Source organism: Chitinophaga sp. S165, assembly GCF_003182155.1.
In the GTDB taxonomy this organism is placed as follows: domain Bacteria; phylum Bacteroidota; class Bacteroidia; order Chitinophagales; family Chitinophagaceae; genus Chitinophaga.
In genome coordinates this window covers 113,619-131,657 of sequence record NZ_QGTG01000006.1, presented here as the reverse complement: position 1 = coordinate 131,657, position 18,039 = coordinate 113,619, and the positions used below count along the sequence as shown (strand labels likewise).

Below are 18,039 nucleotides of genomic sequence, written 5' to 3'. Positions count from 1 at the left end.
GCCAGAACAAACGCTACTGATATGGACAATCAAACACCCGTTATTCTAACGATCAATTGTGGCTCTTCCAGTCTTAAATTTGCGCTTTTCGACATGTCATCTGTTGAGCTGATCAGTAAAGGCAGCGTTCAGGATATTGGTGGAGAAAGCAGTATCCGCCTGATCGACCCTATGGGCCATGAGGAACGTGTTACACAACCGGTAGCCGGCCTTGATGCAGCCATCCAGCTATTAATACAATTGCTGAAGGATAGTTTCAGCCCTTATACAATTGATGTGATCGGACATAGAATTGTTCAGGGTGGTGCAGCGCATTTTATGCCTGAACTGATCACACCGGAACTGCTGCAGACTTTCGAAACATTGATCCCATTAGCACCCGGTCATTTACCTGCAGAAATAACTGCGATCAGGGCCTTTGAAACAGCCTATCCTGGTATTCCGCAAGTAGCTTGTTTCGATACAGCTTTTCATAAAGATATGCCGTTCACCGCCAGATACTTCGCCATTCCGCGGCATCTCTGGGATGACGGGGTAATCAGATATGGGTTTCATGGCCTTTCGTATGAGTACATTTTTCAACAACTACAGCAATTCGCACCACAGGAAGCAAGCGGTAAGATCGTTATTGCTCATCTTGGCAACGGAGCCAGTATGGCCGTTATACGAAACGGTAAAAGCCTGGATACGACTATGGGACTGACGCCCACCGGCGGACTGGTCATGAGTACCCGATCAGGTGATCTTGATCCCGGAGTGATCCTCTACTTACTGAAAGAAAAACATTTCATCAGTGAAAGAGCATTGAATGAATTACTCAACAAACAATCAGGTTTGAAAGGTATTTCCGGAAGTGCATCAGATATACAGACACTGCTTGAACAGGAATCCACCGACCATAAAGCTGCTGAAGCGATACAATTGTTCTGCTATCAGGCAAAGAAATACATCGGTGCATTAACGGCAGCGGCAGGTGGTATAGATACTTTGATTTTTACTGGCGGTATCGGGCTCCATGCACCTGTTATAAGAGAACGCATATGTGAGGGTCTTGAATACCTGGGCATCAGCATACAAGCCTCGCTGAATAACAATAATGACGATATCATCTCTCCTTCCGGCAGCAGGGTCACCGTTCGCGTAATGGCGACCAACGAAGAACTTATCATCGCCCAACATACGCAGCAATGTCTGCAGTCACATTAAACCACACAACATGACGACACTCACACAGGAACAAATAAAAAACATACACGCCTATTGGGAAGCCGCTAACTACCTCGCTGCTGCCCAGATCTATTTACAGGCCAATCCGCTGCTGAAAGAGCCGTTAACACCCGATCATATTAAACCTCGCCTGCTGGGTCACTGGGGTACCTCTCCGGGCCTCAATTTCATCTATGTGCATCTAAACCGCCTGATCAGGGATACGGATGCCGACATACTATTTGTATGCGGCCCCGGACATGGTGCTCCGGCCGTATTGGCCAACACTTATCTCGAAGGTTCCTATACGGAGACTTATCCAGACATTACGCAGGATGAGAAAGGTATGATGCACTTTCTCCGCCAGTTCTCCACACCCGGCGGTATTCCCAGCCATGTCAGCGCTCATACGCCAGGCTCCATCCATGAGGGCGGAGAACTAGGTTATTCACTCGCCCATGCCGCAGGTGCAGTATTAGACAATCCCGAACTGATTGCAGCTTGTGTGGTCGGTGATGGAGAAGCGGAAACAGGTCCGCTGGCAGGCAGCTGGAAACTTAACTGTTTTATCAACCCGGCACACGATGGCGCCGTATTGCCCATCTTACATCTGAACGGGTACAAGATATCGGGACCAACAGTGATGGGACGTATGTCTGATGCTTCATTGGCTGCCCTCTTCAACGGTCAGGGTTATGTTCCCTTGTTTGTAAAAGCAGAAGATCCGATAAACATACATGAGGAAATGGCTGCTGCCCTGGACACTGCCTATGAACAGATCAGGGAGATACAGGACAATGCCAGAAATAACAGGAAATATGAAGGCGCTATTTTATGGCCGATGATCGTACTTCGCTCACCTAAAGGCTGGACAGGTCCGGTTATGTGGAAAGGAAAACGTATTGAAGGCACATTCCGCTCACACCAGGTCCCGCTGGCGGATGTAAAAGAAGACCAGGACCAGCTGGCCTTACTGGAACAATGGCTGCGCAGCTATAAACCGGAAAAACACTTTACTGAAAATGGTAGTCTGCTGCCTTCCCTGGCACAACTGGCCCCTACCGGCGATAAACGTATGGGCGCAATTCCATGCGCCAACGGAGGTCAGACATTTCAGCATCTCGCAGTGCCTGATTTTACTTTATATGCAGTAGAAGTTACCAAACCGGGAGTGACCATTGCAGAAAGTACCAGAGAATTGGGTAAGATGCTCAGAGACATTTTTAAACTGAATGCCGACAGCCGGAATTTCCGCTTGTTCTGTCCCGATGAAACCAGTTCTAACAGGCTGAATGCTGTATTCGAAGTGACTGACCGCTGTTTTATGGAACCCTTGCTGGATGGTGATGAAAACCTTTCGCCCGACGGCAGGGTTATGGAAGTACTTAGTGAACACCTCTGCCAGGGATGGCTGGAAGGTTACCTGCTTACCGGCAGACATGGCATATTTCCCTGTTATGAGGCTTTTGTTACCATTGTGGACTCAATGTTCAACCAGCACGCGAAATGGCTTAAAACATGCCTCGAAATCCCATGGAGGAAAGATCTGCCATCCCTCAACTACCTGCTCACTTCCCATAGCTGGCGGCAGGACCATAATGGCTACAGTCATCAGGGACCAGGTTTCATTGATACCGTCGTAAATAAGAAAAGCGAAGTGGTCCGTATTTATTTACCACCTGACGCAAATTGCCTGTTATCTGTAATGGACCATTGCCTGAAAAGCAAGAACTATGTGAACCTCGTGGTAGCGGGCAAACAACCGGCATTGCAATGGCTGAACATCGCCCAGGCGGTAGAACATTGCACGCAGGGAGCATCTGTCTGGGATTGGGCGGGTAATGACAACAATGAAAAACCTGATGTAGTGCTCGCATGTGCGGGCGACGTACCAACCCTTGAAACAGTAGCGGCTGCATGGTTACTTCGCAAACATTTTCCCGACTTAAAAGTGAGGGTTGTGAATATCGTGGACCTGATGTCGCTTTCGCCAAAGGAATACCATCCTCATGGTATGGAGGCTTCACTTTTCACACAACTATTCACCGATGACGCACCTGTAATATTTGCCTTCCATGGTTATGTAAGGATCATCCACGACCTCGTACACGGCCGTCCCGATCCTGCCAGGTTCCATGTAAGGGGATTTATAGAAGAAGGTACGACCACCACACCGTTCGACATGGTAGTACTTAACAAAATAAGCCGCTTCCATCTTGCTATTGCAGCCATACAAAGGACGGAAAGAACACTGGAAGGCAGTGATATCGTGATCAATCATTTTGAAGATAAACTACGTATGCACAGTATCTACATCAGGGAATGCCTGGAAGATATGCCGGATATTAAAAACTGGAAATGGGAAGATGCTGTATAAAATAAAAACACCGGAATAGGAATATTCCGGTGTGCTGCTTAAACCTACAACTGTTACATTATCTGTAATCAAATATTTTTCTGATACAAAAGTAAGCGAGCAATCTTAGATAGCCGCTGTACGAAATCTGGATTTTATTGGACAAATCGCGGTTTTTCTATAAACCGGTTCATTTACACCTATCTCAACACCTTGTAAAAACAAAAAACACCGAAATAAGACTACTCCGGTGTACTGTTTAAACCTACAACTGTTACTCGGCGTAACAAGAACTTTACTTGACTGCTTTATTAGTTAAACATTTAACTATTAGGTCAAAAAAAAGCTACTCGTTTTTGAGATTGCTTTTAATGATCAGTAATGATGCAGTCAGATTTTTAAGATCATCGGCAGACAGTCCTTTACTGACTGCTGCATGCAATTCCTGTATGATAGGCGTAAGCTGGTCGGTCAGTTGCCGGCCAGCTTCCGTCCTATGTATAATTTTATTCCTCCTGTCGTCGGCATCTTCCATTCTCGTCACTAATCCTCTTTTAGTTAGATTGTCCAACAGGTAAGTAATACTCGTCTTATCCTTGTTAAGCAGATTGGCAATTTCCTGCTGGTTGATCTCCCCCTGCTCCATCAAAGTGCTGATCACTTGCAACATCTCAAAGGTCAGATCTATATTCTCTTCTCTCAGCCTCCGTTGTACAAAATGCCGCATAGCGTCCCTTACAACCGATACTGCTTCGCCTAAAGCCTTGATATGTATAATGTCATCTGGTGAGTTCACCCGACAAAGTTAAGCATTTAATAGTTAAATATACAACTATTTCTCAAAGTCTTCTGCGCTGATCTGCGCATTACACAAACCACCTGCCCTCAAACCGCCTGCAGCAGCCACCATTACCTGATGCATCATAGGATGCGCCACGTCCCCGATAGCAAGAACGCCGGGAATGGTAGTCTGTTGGAGCTCGTCTACCTTAATAGCGCCACTTTCGTCCAGTTCACAGCCCAACTGGATGGCTAGTTCGTTATGGAACTGTAAACGGACTGGTCTGACATAGGTTGCGTATTTGTGATGCACCGATCCATCTGCCAATACAATGTTGATTCCGTCTGCAACGTCTTCAATGGCTGTAACAGGCGTCTCTATGAATCCAATGCCCCTATTACGGAATTTTTCATGCTGCTCTTCGCTAAATGCACTTTTTCCGTTCGTAAAGATCGTCAGGTCCTTGTTAAGATTGTAAAGCAGTGGTATCTGGTGGGTAGCAATTTCATCATTGGCAATAAATCCGACAGGTGTATTCCGCACCTCCCAGCCATGGCAGTAAGGACAATGGATCACTTTGTTGCCCCATAATTCCTGGATGCCTTTGATCTCAGGTAAAATATCTTTTACACCGGTGGCCAGAATGACCTTCCGCGCAGTATAGACACCCGCTGCTGTTTCAAGCCTGAAAACACCTTCCTCTTTCGCAGCAGTGAGCACCCTTTCCTGCACAGTAACAACAGAAGGATATGGCTTCAGTTGTTCCTTTGCAGTAGCCAGGATCTCCATTGGAGATACACCATCTCTCGTAAATACATTATGTGCATGCGCCGCTGGCCTGTTACGTGGTTCTCCTGTGTCGAATACCACCGTTTTGCGTGCTGAACGGCCGAGTATCAATGCGGCAGAAAGTCCGGCTGATGCGCCACCTATAATGGCGACTTCAAATTGCTGTATATTCTTCATCCAATAAAATTACGGACGAAGCATGATGCATGAATGTCACTAAGCACGGATTCTATAGGACAAATCAAGGGTTATCTATCAGAAGTATCTCGCACAACGTGTATTGTCTACCTTGCTATTATGAGGAAACAGGATCCCTATCGATAACTCATGCGAACCCCGCTGATACTGCGAAATCCCATTCGTGGAAAGATCATAGGAGTACCCCAGCCGCATGTTGTCTGATACAAAAACTTCCGCCATCACACTGATAGCCGTACTGGGATCAAGAGATGTGTTCAGCGCAGGCTTTCCCCAAAGGTTCAAACCAGCTCTGTATGATACACCCAGCCACACCCGCTCCTGTAACAGCACAAATGTATTGAGGTCAATATTGGTAGGCCCCTTCAGGTCTTCTTTGATCATCACCGAAGGTTTCAGTTTTACATCATCAGTAAGATAAATAACAGTTCCTCCGCTAAGATAGATATGCCGCGACTTACGTAATGTTGAATACAGTGTGCCGTTCCCGAAATAGATCTTCCCTCCCGTATATGCAGAGAACAGATCCATAACAGAAACACCTATAAATGTCCTGTAAGTATTATAATAGATGCCGAAGCGGGCGTCCGGTACAAGTGTACTTTGTTTGCCAATGTATAATGCAGGATCGTCTGCGTCAACATACTTACGTGAACTGCCATCTACTGCGTATTGTGTAGCCCCCAATCCAAGACCGATGCATAGACGATTGTCATTTCCCACAGGTATGCGGTAAGCATAGGAACCGTAAAGTGAAATAGACTCCTGCGGACCTAGACGGTCCCACGTCACCTGTGTGCCTAATCCTACTCTCTTTGTGTATACATCAGTTACACCATCCAGTGCAATAGTACCTGTTTGCGGCGCTCCCTGAAAACCCGCCCACTGCTGACGGTAAGTACTGTGTAAATACAGCTCTTCCCTGTATCCTGCATATGCAGGATTTATACTCAGCCCGTTAAAAACATACTGACTGAACTGTATGTCCTGCTGCGCCTGCACAGTGCAGGTCAGCAATAGGGATATGAATAGTAAACAACCACTTTTCATAACGTTATTTTTGGATCAGTTCAATGTATCCTTTGTATACTTTTACTGTACGGGACATATTAATCTTCAGTACATAATAATAGATCCCGGCGGAGAGACCAGTGCCTCCCCACTTATTATCATAGTTGGCGGAATGGTATACCATGTTGCCCCAGCGATTATATATTTCCAGCACCGAACCAGGATACTGTTCTATTCCTCTTACTATGAAATAATCATTCTTTCCATCACCATTGGCAGTAACCACATTAGGAATATAGAGATCAGGAGAGATCTCTACCGGTTTGATAGAGGCCGTGTTGTTACTCTGATCAGGATCAGTTTCCCGTCCGGATACAACAGCTGTATTCTCCAATAATCCTCCTTTGGTGATACGTGTAGTGAATGATAACTGTACGGGTTTGTTTACATACACGGTATCGATATTCCATATTACCTGCCGTGTGCGTGAGTTGAATGTAGTATTACCATCGGTAGTTGTAATGTTAACAATGTCTTCCAGCATATTGGAAATATCATCTGTTACAATAACCTGCGATGCATGGTCCAGCCCTTTATTGTTTACAGTGATAGTGAACGTCGCTTCATCTCCTATTGTCGGTGCGTCTTCGATAGTGATAGTTTTAATGATAGACAGATCAGCAACAGTATTTTTATTGTAGTTAATGTATCTGGTACAGGTACCTTTTGTGTTCGGATCTGTTACGGTGATCATGATCGTTCCTGTACTTACTACATCCGGCGATAGCGTGCTGAAATTGCCTCTGCTGTCTGTATGTGTAGTGGTAATGCTGCCATCAGGATAAGTGACCAGTATATCAGCGCGAGGCATTGCTTCTCCTGTAATAGTGAGCAAACCTCCTTCCTTCTTTATAGGATCATTGACAACAAATACAGGGAACAATTCTTTGAGTGTTACACTGAGAGACGATGAGCATCCATGTTGATCAGTTACTGTTACGCTATACTCACCAGCTGGTAGATTTATGATCTTGTTGTTTGTTGAACCGGTACTCCATGTTACCCGGTAAGGCGCCGTACCTCCTAATGCTGTTAAGGATAAGGAACCGGTACTTTCTCCATGACAGGTAATATCTTTCCGCGATACGATCAGACCAATAGGGCTGGGTCCTGGCACAGTAATAGCCTCAGGAGCAGAGACACAATTCTTATCATTCATCACCTGAACATTGTAATCGCCTGGTTGCAGGTTAGCGAACGTATTCACTGTTGTCCAGGCGCCTCCATCCAAAGCATATTGATAACCGGCGCCTGGCGGCTGTACTGTGATACTGCCATCACTGTTGTTGCTACAGGTTGCAGGTGTAGTTGAAGTACTGAATGTTGGTAATGGCGGCACAACCATTGTGAAGTTAGTGGTGTTGCTACAGCCACTGGGAGTTGTCACTTCATAAGTGATCACGGCGGTACCTGGTTGTATTCCCCTTGCACGTCCTGTGGCATCTATCTGCAATATACCAGCGTCACTGCTGCTCCATACACCGCCGCCTGTCAGGCTGCTCAGTGTTGTGCCGGTATTATCGATACACACCATATTATTTCCCGTAATAGGCGCTACAAAAGGCTTACCTTCTACTGTTACTGTTGTTGTCGTAATATTAGCACAGGTACCGTTTGTAAATGTATAGGTAATGGTATACACGCCTGGTACACTGGCGCCGAGGTCAAGGCGTCCTGTTACCGGATCGATCACCAATCCTGTACCTGTAGTATAAGTACCACCGGTAATGCCGGTCTGTATCACATCAGTAGTGCCTGTAAAACAGTATACAGCCCTTGTATAAGCGATAGCAGCAGCAGGCCGCGCATTCACGGTTACAGTAGCGTCAATGCTGTTTGCGCAACCATAGCTATCTGTAACAGTATAAGCAATCAATACATTTCCTGCGGATACTCCGGTTACTGTACCGGTAGCATCTATAGTAGCAAAGGCATTATTATCACTGCTCCACACGCCGGCAGGAGTTGTACTTGCTAACACGATCTGCTCGCCTTCACAAACGGCAAGGGGGCCGGTAATACCTGCCATAACAGGCAAACTATGAATGTTGATATTAGCAGTTGTTGTACTGTTACACTGTCCGTCGCTGAACGTATAGGCCACGGTATGCATACCTGCTGTACTAGCCTGCAGATCTATTGTTCCTGTAACAGCGTCAATGATCAATCCGGTGGAGCCTGTGTATACGCCGCCTGCTATACCCGTCTGCGTTACTGTTGCAATACCTGCCGCACAGAAGTCTGCCGGATAACTGATAGTGGCAACCGGCGGCGGATTGACAGTTACTACGTCTGTAGCTGCTGAAGATGTACATCCGCGTGCATCAACAGCTGTAACGATATATGTATAACCGGTACCTGCAACAGAAGGACTTGCAGTAGTATTCTGCAGATTCTCATCAGCAATAGCACCACCAACCGGAGATGATGACCATTGATAAGTGTAAGGCGCTACTGTGTTATCGGCCACTGCCGACAGTGTTACCGTACCTCCGGTACAAATACCGGTACTTCCTGCTGTTGCTGTGACAGTTGGTTTTGCGTATACTGTCAGCGTGTTGATAGCGGTTGCCTGGCATCCTGTGGCATCGGTAACGGTATAAGTAATATCAGCATAACCTCCGCTCACTGCTGTTATTTTCCCGGCAGCATCTACAGTTGCTGCTACGGGATTGTTGGTAGTCCATACACCACCACTTGTACTATTCGCAATAATACAGGTGTTACCCTCGCATATACCCGGTGTAGCAGGCGTCAGCGTACTGGAAGGTAATACACCCGCCATAGGAATGATCGCGATGTCATCCAGTGCGAGATCATTCCCGTCGCTTCCATTCGCATTATTTTGCAGGAAGATATCGGCAGTATTACCGGGTGCAATAAATGTAAACGTATATGCCGTCCAGCTACCTGCTGTAACAGGACCTGTGCTGAAAGAAGAGATCACCACACCATCTGTACCAGCCAGTCCTGCAAGCAGGTCAGGCTTTACAGGAGCCGCCGTGTTTATATTAGCTACCCAAAAACTCAATTTGTATGGTTGTCCGGTCAGCAGGTTTGTAAGCCGTTTCCTGTACAGAACATCTGACTGTGATGTACCATTCACGAGCATCATATTACCGGTTCCCGTAGTATGATCTGTAAGTACACCTGCATAATCCGTTACAGCGATAGTATAATAACCATCGCTGATATTGTTGTTATTGTTGTAGTGGTAAGATGTTGCATCAAAAGGAGCAGCTGGCGAAGTGCCAAAATCATCCGTAGAGATAACGCCGCATGCCTGTGATACTGCTATAGGTATTAACAGCGCTTCACGTATTACAACATGCACAACTTCTCCCGCCGCCACATTTACAGTAGTCAGCGCACTGCTTATGTTCGCCGTTGAATTAGCGGTAGGATCATAAAGTGTAATACCCGCCAGGGTCCATCCCCCCGGTGTGACTGCCGACAATGTATAAGTACCTGCATCAACAGGCAGCATAATAGAATTTCCTTTATACGGAAGAAGAATCCTTTCATCATCTATCCAGATACCTTGAGCAGGTGTGCGTGTATAAATTGTTCCTGCACTGTTGATGGTAGCTGATGTACTCCACACCTGATTGCCCGCGCTTGCAGTAGTATGATTAAAAGAAATATTACGGGTGATGTCTGGTATCCACGTAGTTCCTCCTCCCCATTTATAACCATTGGCATAAATAGTTCCATCATCATCAAATGCAACATCTACGGTACCGGGAACACCAATATTAGTAGCTGTTCCACCTGTGAATGGCAATGCAAAAACCGTACCTCCGTTGCTATAATAAACGATCTGGCCTGAAGAGGGCAACATATCCAGTCTGCCTGCACCTGCCGCAGTTATTAATGCGGTCCAGGCATCCGTATAAGGAGCAGATGCTCCGTCGTTCTTCCGGATACTGCCATCATCTGTTACAATTGCAATACGGCCATTGCCCCAGGTAATATCAATCGCTTTCAAACCACCATGTACAGCTGCTGAATAAATAAGCTGGCGGATACTTCCGTCAAAGAAGTAAGCATCTCCGTTAGCATCTACATTTACGAACTGCCCAGGCCCTGCTCCATCGAGAGACGTGCCTGTCAATCCGGTAGACGTCCATTGACTGCTACCTGCTATTCTATGATAAATTTCTCCTGACAATTCCAGTGATGCCCATAACTCTCCATCACCAAGACCACTGGTGGTTACACCATGACTGGCACCTATATCGTAAGTACGATCTGGTACCACAGGCTGATCATTCAGGAAAAAATCCGGAACGGCTGTTGGACCTCCACTCATAGTGAATTGAAAATCAGGTGATGATTCTTCGTTTACTGCGCTGACGTGTACGTAGATATATCCCTTTTGTGCTTTGGCTGATGAGACAATAAAAAATACCGGCGACAAGATTATCAATAATCTAATGGCTATTCGATTCATAAGTAACTGGGAACTAGGGGGATTCCAAAAGTGGCCACCCACTAACTATACACAATCCGGTTTCTAATATAGAGATATTTATGATATAAATATAATATGAATGGAAAATAATATAATTGTAACCGATACGGTATATACGAATTGATTGAGTAATACTACTTTCTGTAATTATCTAAAGTAAAAGGTCGTCATAAAAAAAAGCTAAAACACGGTACAGGAAGACAACGAACGGCCTAAATATTGTACATTATAAACAATGCCGGTATAACCGGCTTCCCTTAAACCATTTTAAATATTGAATGATGAAAAAGCTCACTCTTCTCTTCTTTACATTACTTATTGCTACAGGCAGCATTTTTGCGCAAAATGCGGGAGATAAGATACTCGGTACATGGCTGAACGAAGAAAAGGACGGTAAGATCGAGATCTATAAAAGCGGCAACAAATACTTTGGCAAACTGGTATGGGGCAAAAATATGTATGAGCCGGACGGCAGTTCCAGAACGGACATAAAGAACCCTGACCCGAAATTAAAACAGCGTAAACTACAGGACCTTGTATTGCTGACCAATTTCACCTACGATGATGGCGAGTGGGAAGGCGGTAAGATCTACGATCCGAAAAGCGGAAAGACTTACAGTTGTGTCATGAAGTTCAAGGGCGCAATATTACAGATCAAAGGTTATATAGGGGTTACCTTCCTGGGCCGTACTACTGTATGGACAAAGGCTTAAATGCGTATAAAAAAAAACCGGGCAGGCCGGGGAAAGCGGCATCTCTGACAACCACTTTCCTCAACCTGCCGGTCAAACCCTGTTGGCATAGGTTTGTTATGTATCTGTCTATAATGGTTCTTCTCTTAGAAACTGTTCTTTAAATTATTTCCTAGCGTCGCTTATTAAAATTGAATGATCTTGAGATATTAAATCCAAAGAAAATATCTCCTTTACCCCAGCTACCATCAGTTTTAGACAGATAATAAGGTCCGATCATACCATTGGAATTGGTAAACACCAGCTGAAATACATGCCCACCCGTCTCGATGTCTATTCCGAGGGAAAGTGAATTATATACTTTCGTTGACACTACCTGATCAGGTAAAAGGTAATTGTACTCTGCAGTAAAACTCATCCTCTTCGTGAATTTCATTCTACCACCTGCACTGATGGCAAAGACGTCATTATTATCTTCCGGTGTACCTACCAGGTTATAATGCGTCCATGATGGCGCCAGTTGCAATGACAGGTTCCGTGAAAACTTCCTGGCTATAAGTAACTGAGAAGTATAACTGGTACGGAAACGTGAGTTCAGAAATGATTTATCCGAATACCGCTGTGTATAATGAGTCACAAGCTCATAGAGACTAAGTGAAACAGGTGTACCACCTGTGGTTTGCCTTAATATTTTGTACTTGATATTTCCGTCAAATGCTTTATCTACAGAACTTCTTCCTACTCCTGCGGATAACCTGTCAGTGAATCCATAATCCAGGCCAAAGCGGATAGAAGCGTTGTCCAGTCCGAACAACTCATAGGCTCCTTCATTCAGTTTACCGAAGCGGTGCATGATGAGGAATTGCAGGGTTTGTTTAGCGGGCGATTCTACGGTAGGTGTATTGATCAGCTGAGTGGCCTTAAACGTTCCCGTAACAATGTGCTGTTTGTCAGCAGCATTTTCTGATTCGTTCAGCATATTCAGCAGACTGGTATCCTGCGCTATGGCAGCTACATTTCCAAGTAATAAACACAATATGATATAACAGGCTATCTTTTGCATATTCAACTATTTTGCCGGCAGACACACCGCGACTATTTGTATATTAATTTGTGACGCAATCTTATCTTTTACCAGTGACGGGATCTTGATATTATAGTCAGATGGTTTCACTGCAAATGCAGCTTTCGCGGTCAGTTTACTATCCTGCACTTCAATTTCAGCAGGCACGCTTATCGGTTGTGTTACACCGTGCAATGTAAGCTGGCCGGTTACCTGCACCTTATAGGTGCCAGGCTTGTCGGCCACATCGCCGGTGAAAGTACCTGTGAACTGCGCTTTGGGAAACTTATCGCTTTCTACATAGTTCTCATTATAATGCTCCTGCATCAACTGTTTTGGAAACAGGAAATTCCGCTGCAACAATGTAAACGCTACGGATTTCTTTGTGAGATCTACGGCTGCAAATGCCTGACTATTTTCAGCTTTGATATCCTCCAGCGGAGTCTTTGAATAAAAGCCGACATTCCCATTCCTGGTCATATAGGTCTGAGCCTGCATAGGCAGATAGAACAGGCTGGCCAGAACAATAAAGTATATGGTTTTAATGCTCATAACGAACGGTTTAATTGTTCAACGCACCATGATTGATCCAGGACCTGATCTTGTTGATATTACAATCAGATAATTTGGAACCGCCCTGTGGCATAGCAGGATAACCGGCATCGTGGTTAATTACATGCAGGAGATTTCCATTGTCGGCCTGTGTTTTCACACCTGTGTAATTACCTAATGATACACCACCGCTTACGTTGCCGTTACCGTGACAGCTGTAGCAATTGCCTTGAATGATAGGTAACACGTCCCTGGTATATTGCATATTTGCAGTATCACAGTTGTTACCACCGCCGCCGGGAGGAGGATTATTGTCTACAATGTCCTGTTCATTATCCTTTGAACACGAGACAATGATAGTGCTGAATGCAATGGCAATTGCAAACATAGGGTACAGTAGTTTTTTCATGATCTGTAGTTGTTACTTGTTATTTATAATAGTTGCGTCAACAATACTTACATCCATCAACAGTCCCGTGCATAGTCCCTTTATCAGCACTGATTCTCCTATTTTCGGAAGTGTTCCCTCTTCTCCCGGTACAATACTGCAATTCACGCCTCCCATACTATTCTCTCCCGACAACAGCACAGACACTGATGTTCCCGTTTTCTGTATGTCTGTTACAGTACCCTTTACTTCTATTACCTTGTTTACGTAGGTGTTATTGGCCTGCTGTTCATTGCTGGAAAACGCTTCATACAGCTTTTGCGCAGTGATATGTTTATCCGTGCGGGATTCCGATGCGGAAGTCCGTGGTTTATTGTACATATAATATCCTGTTCCCGCCGCTATCAGGCAAAGCAATGCCCCAGCGAGAATGATCAATTTTCTTCGCGTCATGTTATAACTCTGTTAAATGCTGTTCTTATTTCAGGCGTATGGGTCGCGTCAGGCCAATGTTCATGCCCACACTCGTAACTGGCAGCTCTCCAACTCCTATGCCCTTTACTGGTATTTTCACATATGGTTCTACACGGAGGATACCCAATACACCTGCTGAACGTTCATAGCCGACGCCCACGTGTGCATTAGAGAACCAGTCTTTTGTGGTATGTTTATATACCCAATCCCGGTTCCCTGGCGCTCCGTAATATTCATAGTTATAATTGTAACCTTGCTTCTTCATGATATACGATGATATCCCTCCGTTCACATACCAACTGCTCTTTGAGCTTGTGGCAAAAGTATATCGTACATTCAGCGGTATCTCATACATATTACACCATCCGTCTACGTCCAATATCTTCATATTGTCGTTGTCCCACGGTGTATTTTTCTTATTAAAATACTTTCCTTCCGAATAGTAATACTTACGTTCATATATTACACCCGTTTCCACCGCCAGTCTCTTATTGAACCTGTAACCTGCCAGCAATCCTACATTATACCCCACATTGGAAGCACGTTGGAATTTCACGGTAGTGATGTCCGGACTTGCGATCAGGCCGTAATACAATCCTGTTTTCAGGTATCCTGGTCCCTGTTTGATCTTTTTGACAGGCCCTGTTACATTATTACCGGCGGCAGGGAGTCTGATGCTGTTATTTCTATGAATGATGTTCACTGCCGGAAACGGGTCTTTGTTCTCAATTCCCCTGATGCCGTCAATGCTTAAAGAGGTGGTAGAAACAGCAGTTATCCCCGGCCTGGCAGCAGGATAACTGCTGATGGGAACATCCTGTGTTACGCTGGCGCGTACAGTACTATTCCCTGTCTTCCTGTTCATGGTAGATTGTTCACTGTCCCCCGTCGTTGGCCGGTTGCCGGCATATTGCTTTGTAACCTTCAGCTCTTCCTGTCGTACTACATGTTCATTCGCGTCCTGATGATCACGGCTATCGGCTTTAACGTCATTTCCCCTAATGAACTGGCCTCCGTTTGTAACTTCTTTGTTTGCCTTAACTCCATTGGCAACATCTTCCGCAAGAAGACGTTCTCCGTCAGACAGGTCCTTTACAGCTGTCATCAGAAGAAAGGCCGTGATAAGCGAGAAGGTCCCCGGTTTAAACCACCAGCGATCCGTCAGCTTGCCCGTAGCTGTTCCCGACTGATTGTTATCAGCCTGCTGCAACCTGTCCCGCATAGCTTCCCAGTCTCCTCCGCCTGTGTTCAGGGGATAATCTGAGGCTGCATTACGGAAAAGTTCGTCCATATCGTCGTCTAGGAGCTGCATACATCTATTTCAGGTATATCTGTGTTTAATTTTTTTTGTAAATAGGCCCGCGCTTTTGCCAGATTAGACTTTGAAGTACCAATGCTGATATTAAGTTTATCCGCGATTTCCTGGTGTGAAAATCCATCAATTACATACATGTTGAAAGCCACCTGGTAGGATGGTGGTAATTCTTTGATCAATACGATCAATTCTTTGTAATATAACTGCTGTTCTGCAGATTGTCCCAAGTCCGGCACTTCCCATACCTCTTCAGGTATTCCTCCGATCTCCGGTATCATATTCTTCCGTCTCAATTCATCAATTGCCGTATTGACCATAATCTTCCTGATCCATCCCATCAGCATTTTCTCCTGGTCCTCCGTATCCTCGCAACTGAACTTGTCAAAACGGGTAAATACTTTCACAAAGCCATCGTTCACAACATCTTTGGCATTTTCATACCGGTAAATGTACCTGAACACGATCTTAAAAGCATAGCCATAGTATTGCTCATACAATAACTTCTGGCATCTGGGCTGTTTATTAATGCACCCCTGTATTATGGTAGTCAGTTGTTCCAATGCTTTTCAATAAGGCTCACATGTGTCCTGTATACCTTCTAAATACGGAACCTTGAAAGAAAGGTTGCCTGAAGTATAAAATAATTTCCAGATAAGAATCCCATTGCTATATAAACTACTATGAGCCAACAGCTTGGGAAGCAGAAATTATTTCCACTCCGGGCAATATTCATCACGAAATTACACATATTCCTATGCTGGTTACCAATAAATTACTTATTCGGGCTGCCCTCTCCATCTGATAATGGCGGCAGTATCGGCGGTGGTTACATTGATGGCGCCTTCGGGAGTTATATCGGCCTGCTGGCCGGGGCGAAGCGAGAGGTTCTTTCCGTCCATCTGTACCCTTACACTGTTATCCAGGGCGGTAATAACCAGGTGTGAAGGCGTGGTATGCGCGTTGATGTTAAAATGGCTTCCCGTTACATCTGCATATAATGCATAAGCGCGGATATGAAAAGGCTGTTTAACGCTGTTAATAACCCGGAAGCTAGCCTCCCCTTCCACCTCCACTACCCGGGCAGCCACGCTGTAAGTGGCGGGGTACCTGATGGTACCGTCTGTATTTATCCAGACCAAAGTACCATCGGGCAGCGTATCTTTTGATCGCTGCCCGTTTGCCGGGATCTTTCTGAAAGATGCTGATTTCTCAGAACGCATCACAATAAGGTAGATACCCGGTCCCACTATCAGAAAAACCAGTGCCGCTACTGCGTACAGGTAATTGAGGCGATGTGAATAGATACGCCTGATAGGCAGGGTACTGTCTGCAGGAATAGGACGATCTATAGCCGTAGCTTTAGATACTACCGGCATCCAGTGCTCGTCAAATGCAGGAACAACCGGAGAATCGTCTTCCAGCAGCTTCGTTTTCTCCACTACCCACTGATTATGCCTGGAGGTGACGCTACTATGCGACACATCCTTCAGACATTGCCTCACCGACTGATGTACCGCGTTGATAGCACAGGTTACATTATCTACAGACAGCTTCATGGCGGTTGCTATCTGCACGGGGGACATTCCTTTCAGCCGGTGCAGTTCATAGATATGCCGGCGCTGTTCGGGCAATGCTACGATCGTATCATGGATCATGGACTGATACGCCCTGTAATGACGCATTTCCGGTGGAAGGTCTTCTTCGTACAATGGTGTGGGAAAAGGTTCATCAGGCGCTGTGTCCTGCAGATAATTATAACACTCCTGCAACCCTACCGAGCGCAGATAGGCATCCAGGTCTTTTATAAGGGGCAGTTTATCTCTATGCAACCAGATGATAATAAAGGTTTCCTGTAATACGGCACTGATACACCGGGGATCTCCCTTCAGGATAACAGCGATATCTGCATATACGAGGGGAGCTGTAGCCCTGAAGAATCGGGCAAACGAGGTTTCATTGCCATCGGCAATACTTTGTAACAGTTCTTTCCCGTGGTAATTAATCTCCAGCATATCCCGGCTATCTTAATAGGAATATACGAATTATATTGCATACCGCTCCATCGTCTGCGCCAGTTGTTCAGGCGCCATCACACCATCCGGACTATTCCCTGTAATTGTCGCCTCTGGCATCCCTTTGAATGTTGCAGACGCGGGTTCCTGTACGAATACAATACCACCACCTTTCTCTATAGCCTTCGCTCCTTCCAGGCCATCCATGCCCATACCTGTAAGGATGATGCCTATCGCCTTTGGACCCGCATATGCGGCCAGGGACCTGAAAAATATGTCCACTGCAAAGTTGATGATCTGCTCGGGTCCGCGGGGTATAAGTCTCAGTATACCGTCTTCAATCACCATGTATTTACCTTCCGGGATCAGATAGATATGATCGGGGTTTACCCTCATATCTTCCGCTACCCGCACTATAGGCAATGGCGTATACGTTTGCAACAGTATATCAAGTTTACTGGTATAATTCCTCAATAAGTGCTGCACAATTATGTATGCAACGCCTGTCTTCTTAGGTAAATGAGAGAAGAATACCTTTAACACCTCCAGGCATCCGGCGGAACATCCCAGTCCCGCAATGTAGAAATCTGGTCTCATCATGTTCTTCAATTCTTTAATGAACTAACATTCAAATATTAGGCTAAACAGATGCTCATGAGATTGCTGTT

Annotated in this window: 15 protein-coding genes; 3 read left to right on the top strand and 12 right to left on the bottom strand. The window is 45.4% G+C overall.

All coding sequences use genetic code 11. The features are described 5' to 3' along the window. The first annotated feature begins 21 nt into the window (after nucleotides 1-21). Both C7475_RS21835 and C7475_RS21830 read left to right on the top strand, forming a co-directional pair. Nucleotides 22-1,206 (top strand): acetate/propionate family kinase, encoded by a 1,185-nt coding sequence (locus C7475_RS21835; protein ID WP_110055532.1) that lies wholly within the window; start codon nucleotides 22-24, stop codon nucleotides 1,204-1,206. Between the two features lie 10 nt (nucleotides 1,207-1,216). After that, nucleotides 1,217-3,583 carry a phosphoketolase gene (locus tag C7475_RS21830; protein ID WP_110055531.1) on the top strand — a complete coding sequence of 789 codons (2,367 nt, stop codon included), beginning with the start codon at nucleotides 1,217-1,219 and terminating at the stop codon, nucleotides 3,581-3,583. A 325-nt stretch (nucleotides 3,584-3,908) separates the two neighbouring features. Here C7475_RS21830 and C7475_RS21825 read toward each other — a convergent pair whose 3' ends face one another. The 4 genes from C7475_RS21825 to C7475_RS21810 all read right to left on the bottom strand — a co-directional run bounded on the left by C7475_RS21825 (nucleotide 3,909) and on the right by C7475_RS21810 (nucleotide 10,854). Next, a complete protein-coding gene (locus tag C7475_RS21825) occupies nucleotides 3,909-4,358 on the bottom strand; it encodes a MarR family winged helix-turn-helix transcriptional regulator (RefSeq protein ID WP_110055530.1) in 450 nt (149 codons plus the stop codon). 36 nt (nucleotides 4,359-4,394) lie between these two features. Continuing rightward, on the bottom strand, nucleotides 4,395-5,309 hold the full coding sequence (locus C7475_RS21820) for an NAD(P)/FAD-dependent oxidoreductase (RefSeq protein ID WP_110055529.1): 915 nt from the start codon (nucleotides 5,307-5,309) through the stop codon (nucleotides 4,395-4,397). 78 nt (nucleotides 5,310-5,387) lie between these two features. Then, nucleotides 5,388-6,380, bottom strand: coding sequence for a type IX secretion system membrane protein PorP/SprF (locus C7475_RS21815; RefSeq protein WP_110055528.1), 993 nt, complete (start codon nucleotides 6,378-6,380; stop codon nucleotides 5,388-5,390). A gap of 4 nt (nucleotides 6,381-6,384) precedes the next feature. Further along, on the bottom strand, nucleotides 6,385-10,854 hold the full coding sequence (locus C7475_RS21810) for a gliding motility-associated C-terminal domain-containing protein (RefSeq protein ID WP_110055527.1): 4,470 nt from the start codon (nucleotides 10,852-10,854) through the stop codon (nucleotides 6,385-6,387). 302 nt (nucleotides 10,855-11,156) lie between these two features. Here C7475_RS21810 and C7475_RS21805 point away from each other — a divergent pair, with 302 nt between their 5' ends. After that, entirely contained in the window at nucleotides 11,157-11,588 is a 432-nt protein-coding gene (locus tag C7475_RS21805; RefSeq protein WP_233259926.1) for a DUF2147 domain-containing protein, read from the top strand. Between the two features lie 151 nt (nucleotides 11,589-11,739). On the opposite strand, the gene C7475_RS21800 is transcribed toward C7475_RS21805, so the two are convergent. From C7475_RS21800 to C7475_RS21765, 8 genes are all read right to left on the bottom strand, one after another. Then, entirely contained in the window at nucleotides 11,740-12,630 is an 891-nt protein-coding gene (locus C7475_RS21800) for a DUF5777 family beta-barrel protein (protein WP_110055525.1), read from the bottom strand. A 6-nt stretch (nucleotides 12,631-12,636) separates the two neighbouring features. Further along, nucleotides 12,637-13,182: a YceI family protein gene (locus C7475_RS21795; protein ID WP_110055524.1), complete on the bottom strand. Its 546-nt coding sequence runs from the start codon at nucleotides 13,180-13,182 to the stop codon at nucleotides 12,637-12,639. 10 nt (nucleotides 13,183-13,192) lie between these two features. Further along, complete coding sequence (locus C7475_RS21790) at nucleotides 13,193-13,591, bottom strand: cytochrome c (protein WP_110055523.1); 399 nt, start codon at nucleotides 13,589-13,591, stop codon at nucleotides 13,193-13,195. 12 nt (nucleotides 13,592-13,603) lie between these two features. Beyond that, nucleotides 13,604-14,023 (bottom strand): hypothetical protein, encoded by a 420-nt coding sequence (locus C7475_RS21785; RefSeq protein ID WP_110055522.1) that lies wholly within the window; start codon nucleotides 14,021-14,023, stop codon nucleotides 13,604-13,606. A gap of 25 nt (nucleotides 14,024-14,048) precedes the next feature. Next, entirely contained in the window at nucleotides 14,049-15,356 is a 1,308-nt protein-coding gene (locus tag C7475_RS21780) for an outer membrane beta-barrel protein (RefSeq protein ID WP_110055521.1), read from the bottom strand. Continuing rightward, on the bottom strand, nucleotides 15,344-15,919 hold the full coding sequence (locus C7475_RS21775; protein WP_110055520.1) for an RNA polymerase sigma factor: 576 nt from the start codon (nucleotides 15,917-15,919) through the stop codon (nucleotides 15,344-15,346). The genes C7475_RS21780 and C7475_RS21775 overlap by 13 nt, the downstream gene beginning before the upstream one ends. A 216-nt stretch (nucleotides 15,920-16,135) precedes the next feature. Beyond that, nucleotides 16,136-17,371 carry a FecR domain-containing protein gene (locus C7475_RS21770; RefSeq protein WP_110055519.1) on the bottom strand — a complete coding sequence of 412 codons (1,236 nt, stop codon included), beginning with the start codon at nucleotides 17,369-17,371 and terminating at the stop codon, nucleotides 16,136-16,138. A gap of 30 nt (nucleotides 17,372-17,401) precedes the next feature. After that, nucleotides 17,402-17,971, bottom strand: a complete 570-nt coding sequence (locus C7475_RS21765; RefSeq protein WP_110055518.1) for a chemotaxis protein CheB — start codon at nucleotides 17,969-17,971, stop codon at nucleotides 17,402-17,404. Nucleotides 17,972-18,039 lie beyond the last annotated feature (68 nt).